Below are 15,928 nucleotides of genomic sequence, written 5' to 3' on the forward strand. Positions count from 1 at the left end.
GGGCTTGATCGGCCCGGGCGCAAACCGGGGGACGGGCATGGACGCGGCACGCAAGAAAATCTGGGGCTGGTGGTTTTTCGACTGGGCGAGCCAGCCCTTTAATACGCTGCTGATCACCTTCATCTTCGCGCCCTACATGAAGGATCTGCTCGGCTCGGGCTCTGCGGCGCAGACGGTCTGGGGCTATGGGGTCGGGCTCGCGGGCCTCGTCATCGCGCTCGCCTCGCCGTTTCTGGGCGCGATCGCGGATCGCTCGGGGCGGCGGATGCCGTTCATCTGGCTCTTCTCGGCGATGTATGTGGCGGGCGCCGGGGCGCTCTGGGCCGCCGCGCCGGGGGATTTCTCGCTGCTCTTCGTGATGACCGCCTTCGCGATCGGCATGATCGGGATGGAATTCGCCACCACCTTCACCAACGCCATGCTCCCCGATCTCGCGCCGCGTGCCGAGATCGGCAAGGTCTCGGGCTCGGGCTGGGCCTTTGGCTATGTCGGCGGGCTGTTGTCGCTCGTCGTCATGCTCGCGCTCCTGCAGGTGAACCCGGCGACCGGCAAGACCCTGATCGGCCTGCCGCCGATGTTCGGCCTCGACCCGGCGAGCCGCGAGGATACCCGCATCGTCGGGCCGCTCACCGCGCTCTGGTATGCGCTCTTCATGGTGCCGTTCTTCCTCTGGGTGCGCGAGCCGCGCCACCCCGGCGCGGTGCCCGTCGCCCGCGCCGCGCGCGAGGCCTGGCCCGAGCTGCGCGCCACCCTGCGCGCCCTGCCGCAAAACCGCTCGCTCCTGGCCTTCCTGATCGCCTCGATGTTCTACCGCGACGCGCTCAACGGCATCTACACCTTCGGCGGACTCTACGCCAAAGGCGTGCTCGATTGGTCGATCCCCCGGATCGGCATCTTCGGCATCCTCGGCACGATCACCGGCGCGCTCTTTGCCTGGCTTGGCGGCAAGGCCGATGACCGCTTCGGCCCGATGGCGGTGATCACGGCCTGCCTTGGGGTTCTGATCGTGGTGGTGATCGGCGTGGTCTTCATCGACCGCAGCACGGTCTTCGGCCTTGCCGTCGGGCCGGAAAGCCGCCTGCCCGATATCGCCTTCTACCTGCTCGGCGGGCTGATCGGCGCGGGCGGCGGCGCGCTGCAATCGGCCTCGCGCACGATGATGGTGCGCCAGGCCGAGCCCGAGAAGATCACCGAGAGCTTCGGCCTTTACGCGCTCACCGGCAAGGCCACCGCCTTCCTCGCGCCGCTCTCGATCGCCGCCGTGACCCAGATCACCGACAACCAGTCGCTCGGCATCACTCCCGTGATCGTGCTTTTCGTTCTCGGCGCGGGGCTGCTAGTCTTTGTCCGTTCGACCCCCGTTCCCCGTGCCTGAGCCCGAGCCAAGGAGCCCCCGATGACCCGCCTGCGTGCCCGCGCCGCCCTCGCCTTCGCCCTGCTTCTCGCCGCCCTGCCCGCCCGCGCCGAGCCGCTCGCGCGCGAGCTCTTCGGCGCCGCGCGCACCCCCTCGCAGCAGGCCCCCGCGCCGATCGGCTTTTACTCGAAGGGCTGCGCGGCCGGCCTCGTCGCGATGCCCGAAAGCGGCGAGACCTGGCAGATGATGCGGCTCTCGCGCAACCGCTTCTACGGCCAGCCCGAGATGCTCGCCTATCTGCAGGATCTGTCGCGCTTTGCCGCCACCCTGCCGGGCTGGAAGGGCCTCTATATCGGCGATATCTCGCAGCCCCGCGGCGGCCCGATGACCGGCGGCCACGCCAGCCACCAGATCGGCCTCGATGCCGATATCTGGATGCTGCCGCCGAAAAGCCTCACGCTCTCGCGGGCGGAACGCGAGAAGATCTCCTCGATCTCGATCCGCACCGAGGATCAGACCCGCACCACCCGCGCCTGGACGCCCGCGCATATGGCGCTGATGAAGGCCGCGGCCTCGGATCCGCGCGTCGACCGCGTTTTCGTCGCGGCGGCGGCGAAGATCGCGATGTGCAACGCCGCACCGCAGGGCGACCGCGCCTGGCTGCAGAAGATCCGCCCGATCTATGGCCACAACACCCATTTCCATGTGCGCCTGAAATGCCCCCCCGGCAGCCGCGCCTGCGAGGTGCAAAGCCCGACGGTGGCCGAGCTCTCGAAGGGGGGCGATGGCTGTGACGAGACGCTGAACTGGTGGGTGACGACCTATCTCGAGGAGCTGCGCAACCCGCCCAAACGGCCCAAACCGACCGGCCCCGCGCCGAAAACCGCCAAGACCTATGTGATGGCGGATCTGCCCGGCCAATGCCGCAACGTCCTCGCCGCGCCGTGAGCGGGGCCGTGAGCGGGGCCGCGCGCGCCCTGGCCCTTCTGCTCTGGGCCGCGATCGCGGCGCCGGGGCTGGCCCTCGCCGCGCCGGCGGAATTCTTGCAGACCTATGTCTGGAACGAGCGCGACGAGGCCTTCGGCGGGTTTTCCGGGATCGAACTCAGCCCCGACGGGCGCGAGATGATCGCGCTTTCGGACCGCACGACGCTCTGGCGCGGCGAGATCCGGCGCGACGCCACCGACCGGATCCTCGGCGTCACCGTCACCTCCGGCCCGGTCGCGCTGCATTCCTCCACCGGCGAGACCCTGAGCACCCGCACCGGCGACAGCGAGGGCCTGGCGCGCGCGCGCGATGGCTCGGTCTATATCTCCTTCGAGGGGCTCGCCCGCGTCGCCCATTACCCGACCGATGGCGGCCCGGCCGAGAAACTGCCCCGCCCCGACGCCTTCAAGAAGATGCAGAACAATTCCTCGCTCGAGACGCTCGCGATCGACGCCGAGGGCACGCTCTACACCCTGCCCGAGCGCTCAGGCCTGCTCACGCGGCCCTTCCCGGTCTGGCGCTTTCGCAACGGCCGCTGGGATCAGCCCTTCTCGATCCCGCGCGATGGCGATTGGCTCGCGGTCGATGCCGCCTTCGGGCCCGATGGCCGCTTCTACCTGCTCGAGCGCGATTTCTGGGGGCTTTTGGGCTTTCTCAGCCGGGTGCGCGTCTTCGACATCGCGGGCAAGACCGTCACCGGCGGCGAGGTGCTGATCCAGACCAATGCCGGCGTGCATGACAATCTCGAGGGCCTCTCGGTCTGGCGCGACCGCACCGGCGCGATTCGCCTCACCATGGTCTCGGACGACAATTTCAACCTCTTCCAGCGCACCGAGATCGTCGAATACATCCTGCGCTGAGGTTTTTCTTGACCGAAGCGCGGCCGAAGCGTATGCGCCGCGCTTGCCCGGAGCCTCCGGGCCATGTCCCCGCTACCATGTAAAAACGGTGAACCCATGAAAGCTACCCTCCCCGGCGTTCTCGCCATGGCGGCGATCGTCGTCGCGTCGAATATCCTGGTGCAATTCCTCGTCGGCGATTGGCTGACCTGGGGCGCCTTCACCTACCCCTTCGCCTTCCTCGTCACCGATGTGATGAACCGCGTCTATGGCGTGCAGGCCGCGCGGCGCGTGGTCTTCGCGGGCTTTGTCGTGGGCGTGATCTGCTCGCTGATCGGCACCCAGATCGAGGGCGAATTCGGCCCCTATGTCACGCTGCGCATCGCACTCGCCTCGGGCGCGGCCTTCCTGACCGCGCAGCTGATGGATGTCGCGATCTTCAACCGCCTGCGCGCGGGCGTGTGGTGGAAAGCGCCGCTCGCCTCGACGATCGTGGGCGCCTCGCTCGATACCGCGATCTTCTTCTCGGTGGCCTTCGCCAGTCAGCTCGCCTTCCTCGACCCGGGCACCGATGTCGCCTGGGCCAATGAGCAGATCCCGCTTCTGGGCTTCGGCCCGGCGGTGCCGCTCTGGGTCTCGCTGGCCTGCGCCGATTGGTGTGTGAAATTCGCGCTTTCGCTCGTGGCGCTGCCTCCTTTTAAGGCAATCGTCACGCAACTTTCGCCAAAACTTGCGTGAATTATCTTGCCATACACCAAATCTGTGCCACCCTTAACTCATCGGCAACGCATGAAAGGAGGTGGTCCAGTGTCTAGAGTGATATTGGAGAGAGGTGTCGGGACAGTCAGGGGGGCCGTGGCCTGAGGGCAGACCTGAGGGCAAATAACCCTGGCTGGGACGGCGGGTTCCAACCCTAACCGGACCATCTCCGTAGATCTCGGGGGCCGCAGGCAGAGCCGGCGGCCCTTTTCGATCGCCAAAGCCCGCCCGTGCCCCGGGCGGGCTTTCGCTTTTGGGCCGCCCGCGGCCCCGCGAAATCGCCCTTTTCGATTGTGCCGCGGCCCGAAAACTGGCATCCCCTTGGGCCAAAGGAGTGGGCGGATGAGCGATAATCAGGCCAGTATTGCCACGATGAGTTTCGAGCAAGCGATGGGCGAGCTCGAGCGCGTGGTCAGCCAGCTGGAGCGCGGCGAAGTCCCGCTCGACAAATCGATCGAGCTTTACGAACGCGGCGCGGCGCTCAAGGCGCGCTGCGCGGAGCTTCTGAAAGCCGCCGAGGAGCGGGTCGAGAAGATCACTCTGGGCGCCGATGGCCCCACGGGGACGGTTCCGGTCGAAGGTCTGTGATGTTTGCCCAGCGGCTGAAGGACGTGCAGGTGGCGGTGCAGGCCGCGCTCGATCAGGCGGTCGCGCGGCTGCCCGAGGGCGCGCTGCGCGAGGCGATGGGCTATGCGCTTTCGGGCGGCAAGCGGCTGCGCGCCTTTCTCGTGCTCGAATCGGCGGCGCTTTACGGCATAGCCCCGGCGGCGGCGATGCCCGCGGCGGCGGCGGTCGAAGCGCTGCATGCCTACAGCCTCGTGCATGATGACATGCCCTGCATGGATGACGACGCGCTGCGCCGCGGCCAGCCCACCGTCCATGTGAAATGGGATGAGGCGACGGCGGTTCTGGCGGGCGATGCGCTGCAGACGCTGGCCTTCGAGCTCCTCTGCGCGCCCGAGCTGGGCGCGGCCGAGCACCGGCTCGCGCTGGTCGCGCGGCTGGCGAAAGCCTCGGGCGCCGAGGGCATGGTTTACGGCCAGGCCCTTGATATCGCCGCCGAAACCGCGCCTGCGCCGCTCACCCTTGCCGAGATCACCCGCCTCCAGGCCGGCAAGACCGGCGCGCTGATCTCGTTCTCGGCCGAGGCCGGCGCGCTGATCGCGGGCGCCGACCCGGGCCCGCTCGCGGCTTACGCCCGCGCGCTCGGCCTCGCCTTCCAGATCGCCGACGATATCTTGGATGTCGAGGGCGATGCGGCGCTCGTCGGCAAACAGCTTGGCAAGGATGCCGAGGCCGGCAAGGCGACTTTCGTGTCGCTCCTCGGCCTCGAGGGCGCGCGCACGCGGGCGCAGGAATTGATTGACGAGGCCGAGGCCGCGCTGGCACCCTTCGGGGACCGGGCAGAGATTTTGCGGCAGGCAGCGCGGTTCGTGATCGCGCGCGAGACATGACGGGAAGGCCCATGACCGAGACCCCGACGACCCAAACCGCCCCGAAAACCCCGGTCCTCGACCGGGTGACGCTGCCCTCTGACCTCAAGGCGCTGACCGACCGCGAGCTCCATCGCCTCGCCGACGAGCTGCGCGCCGAGACGATCTCGGCGGTCTCGGTCACCGGCGGCCACCTCGGCGCGGGGCTCGGCGTGGTCGAGCTGACCGTGGCGCTGCACGCGGTTTTCGACACGCCGCGCGACAAGATCATCTGGGATGTGGGGCACCAATGCTACCCCCACAAGATCCTGACCGGGCGGCGCGACCGGATCCGCACGCTGCGCACCAAGGGCGGGCTCTCGGGCTTCACCAAACGCTCGGAAAGCCCCTATGACCCGTTCGGCGCGGGCCACAGCTCGACCTCGATCTCGGCCGCGACCGGCTTTGCCATGGCGCGCGAGCTCGGCGCCGAGACCGGCGACGCGATCGCGATCATCGGCGATGGCGCGCTGACCGGCGGCATGGCCTTCGAGGCGCTCAACCACGCCGGCCACCTCGGCAAGCGGCTCTTTGTCGTGCTCAACGACAATGAAATGTCGATCGCGCCCCCCGTCGGCGCGCTTTCGAGCTACCTCACCCGGCTTTATGCCGAAGGCCCGCTGCAAGACCTCAAGGCCGTCGCCAAAGGCGCGGTCAGCCTCCTGCCCGAGCCCTTCCAGGAAGGCGCGCGCCGCGCCAAGGAGATGCTCAAGGGCATGGCGGTGGGCGGCACGCTCTTCGAGGAGCTGGGCTTCACCTATGTCGGCCCGGTCGATGGCCATGATCTCGACAGCCTGCTGCCGATCCTGCGGATGCTGAAAAGCCGCGCGCGCGGGCCGGTGCTGATCCATGTGCTGACGAAAAAGGGCAAGGGCTACGCCCCCGCCGAGAGCCGCCCCGACGGCGGCCACGCCACCAACCGCTTCGACGTGGCGACCGGCGTGCAGGTCAAGGCGCCCTCGAACGCGCCGAGCTATACCAAGGTCTTCGCCGAAAGCCTGATCAAGGAGGCCGCGCGCGACGACAAGATCGTGGCGATCACCGCCGCGATGCCCGATGGCACCGGGCTCAACCTCTTCGCCGAGCGCTTCCCGCGCCGCTGTTTTGATGTCGGCATCGCCGAGCAACATGCAGTGACCTTCTCGGCCGGGCTCGCGGCGGCGGGGATGAAACCCTTCTGCGCGATCTACTCGACCTTCCTGCAACGCGGCTACGACCAGATCGTGCATGACGTCGCGATCCAGCGGCTGCCGGTGCGCTTTGCGATCGACCGCGCGGGGCTCGTCGGCGCCGATGGCGCGACCCATGCGGGCGCCTATGATATCGCGTTTCTGGCCAACCTGCCCGGGATGGTGGTGATGGCCGCCGCCGACGAGGCGGAGCTTGTCCATATGGTCGCCACGGCAGCCGCCCATGACACGGGGCCGATCGCGTTTCGCTACCCGCGCGGCGAAGGGATGGGCGTCGACATGCCCGAAGAGGGCGTGCCGCTCGAGATCGGCCGCGGCCGGATCGTCGCCGAAGGCGGGCGCGTCGCGATCCTGAGCTTCGGCACAAGGCTCGCGGAGGTTCTCAAGGCCCGCGAGGCGCTCGCCGCGCGCGGCCTCGCGCCCACCGTTGCGGATGCGCGCTTCGCCAAACCGCTTGATGAGGAGCTGATCTTGCGGCTCGTGGCCGAGCATGAGGCGCTGATCACCATCGAAGAGGGCGCGATCGGCGGCTTCGGCAGCCAGGTCGCCCAGCTTCTGGCCGAACATGGCGTCTTCGACCGCGGCTTCAAATTCCGCTCGATGGTGCTGCCCGATACCTTCATCGACCACGCCAGCGCCGAAGACATGTATCGCACCGCCCAGCTCGACGCGGCCGATATCGAGGCGAAAGTGCTCGAGCTTGCCGGGGCCGCGCTCGCCAAACGGGCCTGATCGCCGCGGGCGAGGGCAGAATTTGCGTATTTGGACCAAGAAGAAGCGAGGGGGTTTCTTCTTGGCCTAAATACGCAAGATCCGGCGTTTCAAACCGCCTCGGCCTCGGACAGGAGCCCCTCGGCCACCAGACGCGCGGCCCAGCCGGCCGGGCCCTCGAAAAGGTGGGTCTTCCAGCCGCGCAGATGCGCCGCGGCGATATTGTCGGCGCGGTCATCTGTGAAGAGAAGCTGGTGGCCCGCGAGCCCCGAGACCTCCTCGACGATTTCGTAGATCCGCGCCTCGGGCTTGATCACGCCGAGATGGCCGGAGATGAAGGGGCGGTCGAACGCCCGCAGGAACGGGTAATGCGTGCAGGCGTGATCAAACGTCTCGATCCCGAAATTCGTGAGCGAAAACACAGGGATCTGCTTGGCCTGCAAGGCCCGCATCAGGCGCAGCGAGCGCTCGATCACCGGGCTTGCCATCTCGATCCAGTCGTCATGCCAGCGCAGGATCTGCTCGCGCCACTGCGGCGTGCGCGCGGCCCAGGCCTCGACCGTCTCACGAAACGGCCCGCCCCGGTCGATCACGTCGTTCATCCCATGCAGATCGACCTCGGCAAACATCGCCTCGCGCCGCGCGCGCGGCATCAGCCGGTCATAATGCCGCTCGGGTTGCCATTCGATCAGCACATTGCCGATGTCGAAAATCACCGCCTCAATCATCGCGCTCCCTTTCCGCCGCCCGCACGGCGCGCTCCAAGGCCTCGAGGAAATGCGCCCGGTCGGCCTTTGTAAAGCCCCGACCGCCGCCTTGGCGGAACGGATCGGCCGAGCGCAGATCCGCCATCAGATCGCGCAGCGCCAGCACATTGCCGATATTGGCCTCGGTCAGCGCCTCGCCATCGGGGCGCAAAACCCGCGCGCCGGCGGCCACGCATTTCGCCGCGAGCGGGATGTCATTGGTCACCACGACATCGCCGCGCGTGGCGCGCTCGGCGATATAGATATCGGCGACATCCGGCCCCTCGGCCACATAAACCATTTCGACGAAAGGGTTTTCCGAGGGCCGCAGACCGCCATTCGAGACCAGCGCGAGCTTCACCCGATGGCGCGTCGCGACGCGTTCGGCCTCGGCCTTGACCGGGCAGGCGTCCGCATCGATCCAGATCATGGCATCCCCCCCGCCTCGATCCAGGCGATGACGAGCGGGACCGTGACCACGCTCACCGCCGTCGAAATCAGGATCGCGGCCGAGACGCGCTGCGGGATCACGCTGTAATGCGCGGCGAGAATATAGACATTGCCCGCCACCGGCAGCGCCGCCGCCGCGACCATCACCCCCGCGGCAAAGGGCGCGACCCCGAGGCCCCAGGCCGCAAGCCCGACCGCGAGCGGATGCGCCCCGAGCTTGAGCGCCGAGAGCCAGCTCGCCGCGCCCATCGCCTCGGCCGAGCGCCCGGCGAGCGAGGCGCCGATCGCGAAAAGCGCGCCGGGCGTTGCCGCCGCGCCGAGCAGCGTCAGGAACTCCGCCAGCGGCCCCGGCATCGGCACCCCGGCCCCCGCCCAAAGGAGCCCCGCCGCCATCGACACGATCATCGGGTTCTGCGCAAGGCCGAGCGCCAGCGGCCCGATCGCCACCCGCCCCTGCCGCGCGCCGGTGATCAGCAGCGTGATCAGCGAGGAAAACACGATCATGTCGATCGCGAGCACCATCAGAACCGGCCCCACCGCCGCCGGCCCGAGCAGCATCACCAGCATCGGCACGCCGAGAAAGCCGGTGTTGCCGGTCATGCCGGTATGGGCCTCCATCGCCGCCTCGGCCAAGCCCCGCCCGCGCGCCCGCGCCACGCCAAAGCCCAGCCCCCAGACCGCCAGCGAGCCGAGCAGATAGGCCGCGACAAAGGCCGGATCGAAGAGCGCGCCGAGATCGAGCGTCGCGGTGAAGCGAAACAGCATCGCCGAGAGCGCGAAATAGAAGACGAATTTGGTGAGCCAGGCCGTCGCCTCGGCCGGGAAGACCCGGATCCTCCCGGCGAACCACCCGAGCCCGATCAGCCCGAAGAAGGGCAGCACTTTGAGAAAGATCGCAACCATGCGCCAGCGCTAGCAGGAAGCGCGCCGCCGCGCTAGGCTTGCGCCATGATCGAGACGGTTTTTCAGCATCTGCGCGAGACGGAAAATGTCGGCGACCGGGCCTGTTCGCCGGGGCTTTGGCGCGATTTTGGCGAGGCGAGCTTTGCGCATCTGGGCGCCGAGGTGCCACCCTGCCGCCGCGCGATCTTCGGCGGGGGCCAGGTGTTCCGCCAGGCCGCCGAGGCCGCCCTGCGCGCCCGCGCGGCGCGGCGCCGGGTGCTTTGGGGGGTGGGGATCTCGGGGGCGCAGGCGGCGGGGCTGCTCTTTGATCTGCTGGCGGAACATACGCTGATTTCCTCGCGCAACTGGGGCGTGCCGGGCTGCGATTATGTGCCCTGCGCCTCGCTGCTCTCGCCGCTCTTCGATGCGCCCCCCCTGCCGCAGACCGAGGTCGTGTGCTTCTGGCATGCGACGAAATCGGGCCCGATCATCACCCCCGAGGCATTCCCCGCGCGCCGCAATCACGGCGGCACGATGGCCGAGGCGGTCGCCCATCTGGCGCGGGGCGAGACGGTGGTGACGAACTCCTACCACGGCACGCTCTGGGCGATGGCGCTCGAGCGGCGGGTGCTGTGCGTGCCGTTTTCGGAGAAGTTCTCGGGCTTTCGCGACCCGCCCGCGATGGCCGCGCCGGAGAGCTGGCCCGAGGCGCTCGCAAAAGCAGAACGGCGCGACATTCTCGAGGAAGGTCGCGCCGCAAATCAGGCCTTTTACGAGAAGGTAATGGCGCTTTAACCGCCCCCGATCAGGGCCCCCGCCGCAAAGACCAACGCGCCCCCGATCACAACCTGTAGCACCGCGCGCAGGAACGGCGTCTCCATGTAGCGGTTCTGGATCCAGGCAATCGCCCAGAGCTCGATGAAGACCACGATGATCGCGATCGTCGTCGCGGTCCAGAAATCGGGGATCAGATAGGGCAGCGCGTGGCCCAGCCCGCCCACCGCCGTCATCACCCCCGAGGCGATGCCGCGTTTGAGCGGCGAGCCGCGGCCCGAGAGTTTGCCGTCGTCATGCGCGGCCTCGGTGAAGCCCATCGAGATCCCCGCCCCGGCCGCCGCAGCGAGGCCGACGAGGAAGGTCGTCGAGGTGTTTTGCGTGGCAAAGGCGGTCGCGAAAATCGGCGCGAGCGTCGAGACCGAGCCATCCATCAGCCCCGCGAGACCGGGTTGCACCCAGGTCAGGATGAACTGGCGATGCGCGGCGCGGTCCTCCTCGGCGCGCGCATCCTCGGTCAGCGTGCTCGCCACCAGATGCTCGGCCTTCTGCTCATGGCCCGCCTCGGCCGCCGCGAGATCGCCCAGAAGCTTGCGCGTCGCCGCGTCGGAGGCATGTTTGGCGGCCAGCAGGTAGAACTCCTGCGCGTCGCGCTCCATCGCCTCGGCCTCGCCGCGGATCGTCTCGAGCGAGAGGTTCTTGGCCAGCCAAACCGGCTTGCGCGCGTAAAACCCGGCGACATGTTCGCGCCGGATGAGCGGGATCACCTCGCCAAACCGCGCGCGGTGACGCTCGATCAGAAGCTGGCGATGGTGGTCCTCCTCCTTCGCCATTTCCTCGAAAATCACCGCCGAGGCCGGGTATTGCGCGCGCAATTCCTCGGCATATTGGCGATAGATGCGCGCGTCATCCTCTTCCGAGGAGATCGCCAGCGCGAGGACTTCCTGCTCGGAAAGCTCGGAAAACCGCCGCCGTGATGCGAAACCGGGGATCATGTCAGCCTCTCTTTAGAATGATTCTAAAATACCGCGCCGCCGGCGTGCTGCAAGCGCAAAATCGCCCGCGCGCGGTTTTGTGTTGCAAACTGAACGGTTCGGTTCATTATTGGAGCCAGACTCACCGGTTCACTTTGGAGACCCGCCATGCTCCGCCTCCTCCTCGCGCTCGTCCTCGTCGCGCTCACGGCACAGGCCGCCAGCGCCCTCGGCTTCGATCTACCGCGATTGTTCTTCCCGAGCCAAGGCGAGCAAGTGACGCAGCCCCCCGCCCGGGGCAAATGATCAGCCCTCGCCGAGGTGGCGCGCCCCCCGCGCCGCGGCGAGGCGGATCTGATGCGCGCGCTCGCGGAACCGCGCGCGGTCGGCCTCGGAATAATCGCCCGCGCATTGATGGCAGCAGACGCCCTCTTCATACTCCGGGCGGGCCTTGTCGGCGGGGGCGAGCGGCCGGCGGCAGGCGTGGCAGAGCGTGTAATCGCCCTGCACGAGCCCATGGCGCAGGCTGACGCGGCCATCGAAGACGAAGCAATCGCCGTGCCAGAGGCTCTCCTCCTGCGGCACCTCCTCGAGGTATTTCAAGATCCCGCCCTCGAGGTGATAGACCTCCTCGACCCCCTCGCCGAGCAGATAATTCGTTGATTTCTCGCACCGAATCCCGCCGGTGCAGAACATCGCCACGCGCTTGTTGTGAAACCGCGCCGCGTTTTCGCGCCACCAGCCGGGGAACTCGCGGAAGCTCTTCGTGCCCGGGTCGAGCGCGCCCTCGAAGGTGCCGATCGCGACCTCGTAATCGTTGCGCGTGTCGATCACCACGACATCGGGCGCCGAGATCAGCGCGTTCCAGTCGGCGGGCGCCACATAATGGCCCACCCGCGCGCGCGGGTCGATATCGGGCTCGCCCATGGTGACGATCTCGCGCTTGAGCCGCACCTTCATCCGCCCGAAGGGCATCTCGGCGGCCGCGCTTTCCTTCCAGACGAGCCCCGCGCAGCCCGGCAGCCCCCGGATATGCGCCAACAGCGCATCCACCCCCGCCCGCGGCCCCGCGACGGTGCCGTTGATCCCCTCGCGCGCGAGCAGAAGCGAGCCCTTGACGTCGCCGGCCTCGGCCAGCGCCAGAAGCGGCCCGCGCAGCGCGGCGGGGTCGTCAAAACGGGTGAAATGATAAAGCGCGGCGACGATCAGCATGGCCCCGCCATACGCCCGCGCCGCCCATCGCGCAAGCTGCCGCGCGCAAGCGGCGTTGACCTCGGCCCGCCCGCGCCCTACCCATTGAGGAAACTGCGGAGGGATCCCATGGCCCAGACCACCGAGGCGCTGATCGTCATCGATGTGCAAAACGATTTCTGCCCCGGCGGGGCGCTCGCGGTCGCCGGGGGCGACGAGATCATCCCGCGCATCAACCGGCTGATGCAGGAGATCCCGGTGACGATCCTGACCCAGGATTGGCACCCCGAGGAGCACCTCTCCTTCGCCGCGATGCACGAGGGCCGCGCGCCCTTCGACACGATCGAGATGCCCTACGGCCCGCAAACGCTCTGGCCGTCGCATTGCGTCTGGGGCACCCCGGGCGCGGCCTTCCACCCCGCCCTCGCCATCGACCCGGCCGATCTGATCCTGCGCAAGGGCTTCCGCGCCGAGATCGACAGCTATTCGGCGTTTTTCGAAAATGACCACGCCACCGCCACCGGCCTCGCGGGCTATCTGCGCGAGCGCGGCATCACCGATCTGACCTTCACCGGCCTTGCGCTCGATTATTGCGTGGCCTGGTCGGCGATCGACGCGGCGCGTCTTGGCTTCCGGGTGCGGGTGCTCGAGGGCGCCTGCCGGGCGATCGATCTGGGCGGCTCGCTCGCCGCCGCGCGCGCCGCGATGCGCGATGCGGGCGTCGAGCTCGAGGCATGAGAGGGGCCCCCGCCATGGTCGATATCGCCACCCGCGTCTATAACCACAAATGGAAGATCGACCCGATCATCCGCTCGCTGATCGATACCGATTTCTACAAGCTGTTGATGTGCCAATCGATTTTCCGCAACAGCCGGAACACCCGCGTCACCTTCAGCCTGCATAACCGCTCCAAGGACATCCGCCTCGCCGAGCTGATCGACGAGGCCGAACTGCGCCAGCAGCTCGATTACGCGCGCGGCCTCAAGCTCACCCGCGGCGAGAGCACCTGGCTGCGCGGCAACACCTTCTACGGCAAGCGCCAGATGTTCCGCTCGGATTTCATGGAGTGGTTCGAGGGCTATCAGCTGCCGCCCTATGAGCTCGAGATCATCGACGGGCAGTTCCACCTGACCTTCGAGGGCCCTTGGCATGAGGTCATGCTCTGGGAGATCCCCGCGCTCGCGATCTTGATGGAGCTGCGCTCGCGCGCGGTGCTGAACACGATGGGGCGGTTCGAATTGCAGGTGCTCTATGCCCGCGCGATGGCGCGTGTGTGGGAGAAGATCGAGGCGCTGCGCGAGATCCCAGGCCTCAAGATCGCCGATTTCGGCACCCGGCGGCGGCATGGGTTCCTGTGGCAGGATTGGTGCGTGCAGGCGATGGTCGAGGGTCTGGGCGACGCAGCCAAGGGTGGCGCCTTCACCGGCACCTCGAATTGCCTGATCGCGATGCGGCGCGATCTCGAGGCGGTGGGCACCAATGCCCATGAGCTGCCGATGGTCTATGCCGCGCTCGCGCGCACGGATGCCGAGCTGCGCGAGGCGCCCTACAGGGTGCTCGCCGATTGGCATGAGGAGCATGAGGGCAATCTGCGGATCATCCTGCCCGACACCTATGGCACCGCGGGTTTCCTCGAACACGCCCCCGATTGGCTCGCCGGCTGGACCGGGATCCGCATCGACTCGGGCGACCCGATCACCGCCGCCGAGACCGCGATCAGCTGGTGGCAGGCCCGCGGCGAAGACCCGCGCGAGAAGCTCGTGATCTTCTCCGACGGGCTCGACGTGGCCGAGATCAAGGCGCTGCATGCGCGGTTTGCGGGGCGCGTCAAGGTCAGCTTCGGCTGGGGCACGCTGCTCACCAATGATTTCCGCGGCCTCGTGCCGGGCGACGGGCTCGCGCCGTTTTCGCTCGTGTGCAAGGCGGTCTCGGCCGATGGTCACCCGACCGTCAAGCTCTCCGACAACCCGGAAAAGGCGATGGGCCCGGCCGAGGAGGTCGCGCGCTACAAACGCGTTTTCGGGGTCGGCGCGCAGCAGCCGCGCGCCGTCGTGGTTTAACCCGCGAGCCCGTTGATCACGACGTAAAGCAGCGCCGAGAGCCCCGCCGAGGCCGGCACCGTGATCACCCAGGCCGCCGCCACGGTGAGCATATGCGAGCGGCGCACCAGCAGCCGGCGCGAGCGCTCCTCGGGCGGCACCGGTTTGCCCTTTTCGAGGCCAAGGAGCCGCGCGCGCCGCTCGGCATGCCATTCGCGATAGAACCCCACGCCGAAGATCGCGCCGACCGCGATATGGGTCGAGCTCACCGGCAGGCCGAGCCAGCTCGCCACGATCACCGTGATCGCCGCCGAGAGCGCCACGCAATAGGCGCGCATCGGGTTGAGTTTGGTGATTTCCGAGCCGACGAGGCGGATCAGCTTCGGCCCGAAGAGGATCAGCCCGACCGAGATCCCGAGCGCGCCGACCACCATCACCCAAAGCGGGATGCCGACCTTGTCGCCGATATCGCCCGCCTCGACGGCATGGACGATCGCGGCGAGCGGGCCGACCGCATTCGCGACATCATTGGCGCCATGCGCAAAGGAAAGCAGCGCGGCCGAGACCACGAGCGGCAGCGCGAAGAGTTTCTTGAGCGATTTCTTGCGGTTCTCGAGGCCCTCGGCCTGCCGGCGCACGAGCGGCACCGACACCGCCCAGCTCACGAACCCCACCGCGAGGCCCAGCAGCATCGCCTGGCCGAGCGTGACATCGACGATTTTCTTGAGCCCCTTGACCGCCAGATAGGCCGCGAACGCCCCCGCCATGATCCCGATCAGAACCGGGACCCAGCGCCGCGCGGCGCCGAGCTTATCCTCGACATAGATGATTTTCGCCTTGATGAAGGCCAGAAACACCGCCGCGATCACGCCCCCCAGCACCGGCGAGACGACCCAGCTCAGCGCGATGGTGCCGAGCGCGCCCCAGTTCACCGCGCCGAACCCCGCCGCCACGATGCCCGCGCCGACGACCCCGCCGACGATCGAATGGGTGGTCGAGACCGGCGCGCCGAGCGCCGTCGCGAGGTTGAGCCAGAGCGCCGCCGCCAGCAGCGCCGACATCATCGCCCAGATGAAATGCGCGCTATCCGAGACCGTGCCGGGCGCGAGGATGCCGGTCGAGACGGTCTTGACGACATCGCCCCCCGCGACGAGCGCCCCCGCCGTCTCGAAGACCGCCGCGATGATCAGCGCGCCGCCGAGCGTGAGCGCATTCGCCCCCACCGCCGGGCCCATGTTGTTGGCGACATCATTCGCGCCGATGTTGAGCGCCATATAGGCCCCGATCGCCGCCGCCGCGATGACGATGATATTGCCCGGCTGCGAGCCCATCAGCAGCGCCGCCGCGATCCCCGCCAGCACGATGAACGCCAGCCCGATCCCCGGCGCGATCAGCGGCCGCGAGACGAAAATCGTCGCCTCCTCCAAGAGCCCGATGCGCTTGAGGTCTTTATCGAGCGTCTTCCACTGGTTCACCGGAGGCGTCGCCATGCCATTCCCCGCTTGTCACGAATCCGTCAGGAAACTGTTACAGTCGGGCGGCGGGGTAGCGGTTTTGCGC

Annotated in this window: 17 protein-coding genes; 11 read left to right on the plus strand and 6 right to left on the minus strand. The window is 68.1% G+C overall.

The window, feature by feature from the left end:
* The first annotated feature begins 37 nt into the window (after nt 1-37).
* The 7 genes from LPB142_RS14365 (at nt 38) to dxs (ending at nt 7,333) form a co-directional block, all read left to right on the plus strand.
* The gene (locus LPB142_RS14365; protein WP_071166768.1) at nt 38-1,375 is read left to right on the plus strand and encodes an MFS transporter; all 1,338 of its coding nucleotides are present in this window, start codon (nt 38-40) and stop codon (nt 1,373-1,375) included.
* A 21-nt stretch (nt 1,376-1,396) separates the two neighbouring features.
* Nucleotides 1,397-2,302: a penicillin-insensitive murein endopeptidase gene (gene mepA, locus LPB142_RS14370; RefSeq protein WP_071166769.1), complete on the plus strand. Its 906-nt coding sequence runs from the start codon at nt 1,397-1,399 to the stop codon at nt 2,300-2,302.
* Nucleotides 2,275-3,201 (plus strand): esterase-like activity of phytase family protein, encoded by a 927-nt coding sequence (locus LPB142_RS14375; protein WP_071166770.1) that lies wholly within the window; start codon nt 2,275-2,277, stop codon nt 3,199-3,201. The genes mepA and LPB142_RS14375 overlap by 28 nt, the downstream gene beginning before the upstream one ends.
* A 96-nt stretch (nt 3,202-3,297) precedes the next feature.
* Complete coding sequence (locus LPB142_RS14380; RefSeq protein ID WP_071166771.1) at nt 3,298-3,918, plus strand: queuosine precursor transporter; 621 nt, start codon at nt 3,298-3,300, stop codon at nt 3,916-3,918.
* A 363-nt stretch (nt 3,919-4,281) separates the two neighbouring features.
* A complete protein-coding gene (locus tag LPB142_RS14385) occupies nt 4,282-4,527 on the plus strand; it encodes an exodeoxyribonuclease VII small subunit (protein ID WP_068765367.1) in 246 nt (81 codons plus the stop codon).
* Nucleotides 4,524-5,393, plus strand: coding sequence for a polyprenyl synthetase family protein (locus LPB142_RS14390; RefSeq protein ID WP_394328600.1), 870 nt, complete (start codon nt 4,524-4,526; stop codon nt 5,391-5,393). Before LPB142_RS14385 ends, LPB142_RS14390 begins: the two co-directional genes overlap by 4 nt.
* Nucleotides 5,394-5,404: 11 nt before the next feature.
* Complete coding sequence (gene dxs / locus LPB142_RS14395; protein WP_071166772.1) at nt 5,405-7,333, plus strand: 1-deoxy-D-xylulose-5-phosphate synthase; 1,929 nt, start codon at nt 5,405-5,407, stop codon at nt 7,331-7,333.
* Between the two features lie 89 nt (nt 7,334-7,422).
* Here dxs and LPB142_RS14400 read toward each other — a convergent pair whose 3' ends face one another.
* Genes LPB142_RS14400 through LPB142_RS14410 form a run of 3 tightly spaced genes read right to left on the minus strand, consistent with a single transcriptional unit; the run spans nt 7,423 to nt 9,411 of the window.
* On the minus strand, nt 7,423-8,040 hold the full coding sequence (locus LPB142_RS14400; RefSeq protein WP_071166773.1) for an HAD family hydrolase: 618 nt from the start codon (nt 8,038-8,040) through the stop codon (nt 7,423-7,425).
* Entirely contained in the window at nt 8,033-8,488 is a 456-nt protein-coding gene (locus LPB142_RS14405; RefSeq protein WP_071166774.1) for a YaiI/YqxD family protein, read from the minus strand. The genes LPB142_RS14400 and LPB142_RS14405 overlap by 8 nt, the downstream gene beginning before the upstream one ends.
* The gene (locus LPB142_RS14410) at nt 8,485-9,411 is read right to left on the minus strand and encodes an AEC family transporter (protein ID WP_068765372.1); all 927 of its coding nucleotides are present in this window, start codon (nt 9,409-9,411) and stop codon (nt 8,485-8,487) included. Before LPB142_RS14410 ends, LPB142_RS14405 begins: the two co-directional genes overlap by 4 nt.
* 45 nt (nt 9,412-9,456) lie before the next feature.
* Between LPB142_RS14410 and LPB142_RS14415 the strand changes: the two genes are divergently transcribed.
* On the plus strand, nt 9,457-10,185 hold the full coding sequence (locus tag LPB142_RS14415; protein WP_071166775.1) for a hypothetical protein: 729 nt from the start codon (nt 9,457-9,459) through the stop codon (nt 10,183-10,185).
* On the opposite strand, the gene mbfA is transcribed toward LPB142_RS14415, so the two are convergent.
* A complete protein-coding gene (mbfA, locus tag LPB142_RS14420) occupies nt 10,182-11,159 on the minus strand; it encodes an iron exporter MbfA (protein WP_071166776.1) in 978 nt (325 codons plus the stop codon). The genes LPB142_RS14415 and mbfA overlap by 4 nt on opposite strands.
* Before the next feature lie 147 nt (nt 11,160-11,306).
* Between mbfA and LPB142_RS19125 the strand changes: the two genes are divergently transcribed.
* Nucleotides 11,307-11,444, plus strand: coding sequence for a hypothetical protein (locus LPB142_RS19125; RefSeq protein WP_156894386.1), 138 nt, complete (start codon nt 11,307-11,309; stop codon nt 11,442-11,444).
* On the opposite strand, the gene trhO is transcribed toward LPB142_RS19125, so the two are convergent.
* Nucleotides 11,445-12,350, minus strand: coding sequence for an oxygen-dependent tRNA uridine(34) hydroxylase TrhO (trhO, locus tag LPB142_RS14425; protein ID WP_071166777.1), 906 nt, complete (start codon nt 12,348-12,350; stop codon nt 11,445-11,447).
* Nucleotides 12,351-12,458: 108 nt separating this feature from the next.
* Here trhO and pncA point away from each other — a divergent pair, with 108 nt between their 5' ends.
* Together pncA and pncB are read left to right on the plus strand one after the other, a co-directional pair.
* Nucleotides 12,459-13,067, plus strand: a complete 609-nt coding sequence (gene pncA, locus LPB142_RS14430) for a bifunctional nicotinamidase/pyrazinamidase (RefSeq protein WP_068765376.1) — start codon at nt 12,459-12,461, stop codon at nt 13,065-13,067.
* A 14-nt stretch (nt 13,068-13,081) separates the two neighbouring features.
* Nucleotides 13,082-14,389, plus strand: a complete 1,308-nt coding sequence (gene pncB / locus LPB142_RS14435) for a nicotinate phosphoribosyltransferase (protein ID WP_071166778.1) — start codon at nt 13,082-13,084, stop codon at nt 14,387-14,389.
* Here the strand turns inward: pncB and LPB142_RS14440 are convergent.
* Nucleotides 14,386-15,858, minus strand: coding sequence for an inorganic phosphate transporter (locus LPB142_RS14440; RefSeq protein ID WP_071166779.1), 1,473 nt, complete (start codon nt 15,856-15,858; stop codon nt 14,386-14,388). The two genes, pncB and LPB142_RS14440, sit on opposite strands and share 4 nt — an antisense overlap.
* Nucleotides 15,859-15,928: the final 70 nt, after the last annotated feature.

This window comes from Rhodobacter xanthinilyticus, from assembly GCF_001856665.1.
In the GTDB taxonomy this organism is placed as follows: domain Bacteria; phylum Pseudomonadota; class Alphaproteobacteria; order Rhodobacterales; family Rhodobacteraceae; genus Rhodobacter; species Rhodobacter xanthinilyticus.

Coding starts and splice junctions, on each gene's coding strand:
- LPB142_RS14365 (WP_071166768.1), top strand. CDS start 38: ATGGACGCGGCACGCAAGAAAATCTGGGGCTGGTGGTTTTTCGACTGG.
- mepA (WP_071166769.1), top strand. CDS start 1,397: ATGACCCGCCTGCGTGCCCGCGCCGCCCTCGCCTTCGCCCTGCTTCTC.
- LPB142_RS14375 (WP_071166770.1), top strand. CDS start 2,275: ATGCCGCAACGTCCTCGCCGCGCCGTGAGCGGGGCCGTGAGCGGGGCC.
- LPB142_RS14380 (WP_071166771.1), top strand. CDS start 3,298: ATGAAAGCTACCCTCCCCGGCGTTCTCGCCATGGCGGCGATCGTCGTC.
- LPB142_RS14385 (WP_068765367.1), top strand. CDS start 4,282: ATGAGCGATAATCAGGCCAGTATTGCCACGATGAGTTTCGAGCAAGCG.
- dxs (WP_071166772.1), top strand. CDS start 5,405: ATGACCGAGACCCCGACGACCCAAACCGCCCCGAAAACCCCGGTCCTC.
- LPB142_RS14400 (WP_071166773.1), bottom strand. CDS start 8,040: ATGATTGAGGCGGTGATTTTCGACATCGGCAATGTGCTGATCGAATGG.
- LPB142_RS14405 (WP_071166774.1), bottom strand. CDS start 8,488: ATGATCTGGATCGATGCGGACGCCTGCCCGGTCAAGGCCGAGGCCGAA.
- LPB142_RS14410 (WP_068765372.1), bottom strand. CDS start 9,411: ATGGTTGCGATCTTTCTCAAAGTGCTGCCCTTCTTCGGGCTGATCGGG.
- LPB142_RS14415 (WP_071166775.1), top strand. CDS start 9,457: ATGATCGAGACGGTTTTTCAGCATCTGCGCGAGACGGAAAATGTCGGC.
- mbfA (WP_071166776.1), bottom strand. CDS start 11,159: ATGATCCCCGGTTTCGCATCACGGCGGCGGTTTTCCGAGCTTTCCGAG.
- LPB142_RS19125 (WP_156894386.1), top strand. CDS start 11,307: ATGCTCCGCCTCCTCCTCGCGCTCGTCCTCGTCGCGCTCACGGCACAG.
- trhO (WP_071166777.1), bottom strand. CDS start 12,350: ATGCTGATCGTCGCCGCGCTTTATCATTTCACCCGTTTTGACGACCCC.
- pncA (WP_068765376.1), top strand. CDS start 12,459: ATGGCCCAGACCACCGAGGCGCTGATCGTCATCGATGTGCAAAACGAT.
- pncB (WP_071166778.1), top strand. CDS start 13,082: ATGGTCGATATCGCCACCCGCGTCTATAACCACAAATGGAAGATCGAC.
- LPB142_RS14440 (WP_071166779.1), bottom strand. CDS start 15,858: ATGGCGACGCCTCCGGTGAACCAGTGGAAGACGCTCGATAAAGACCTC.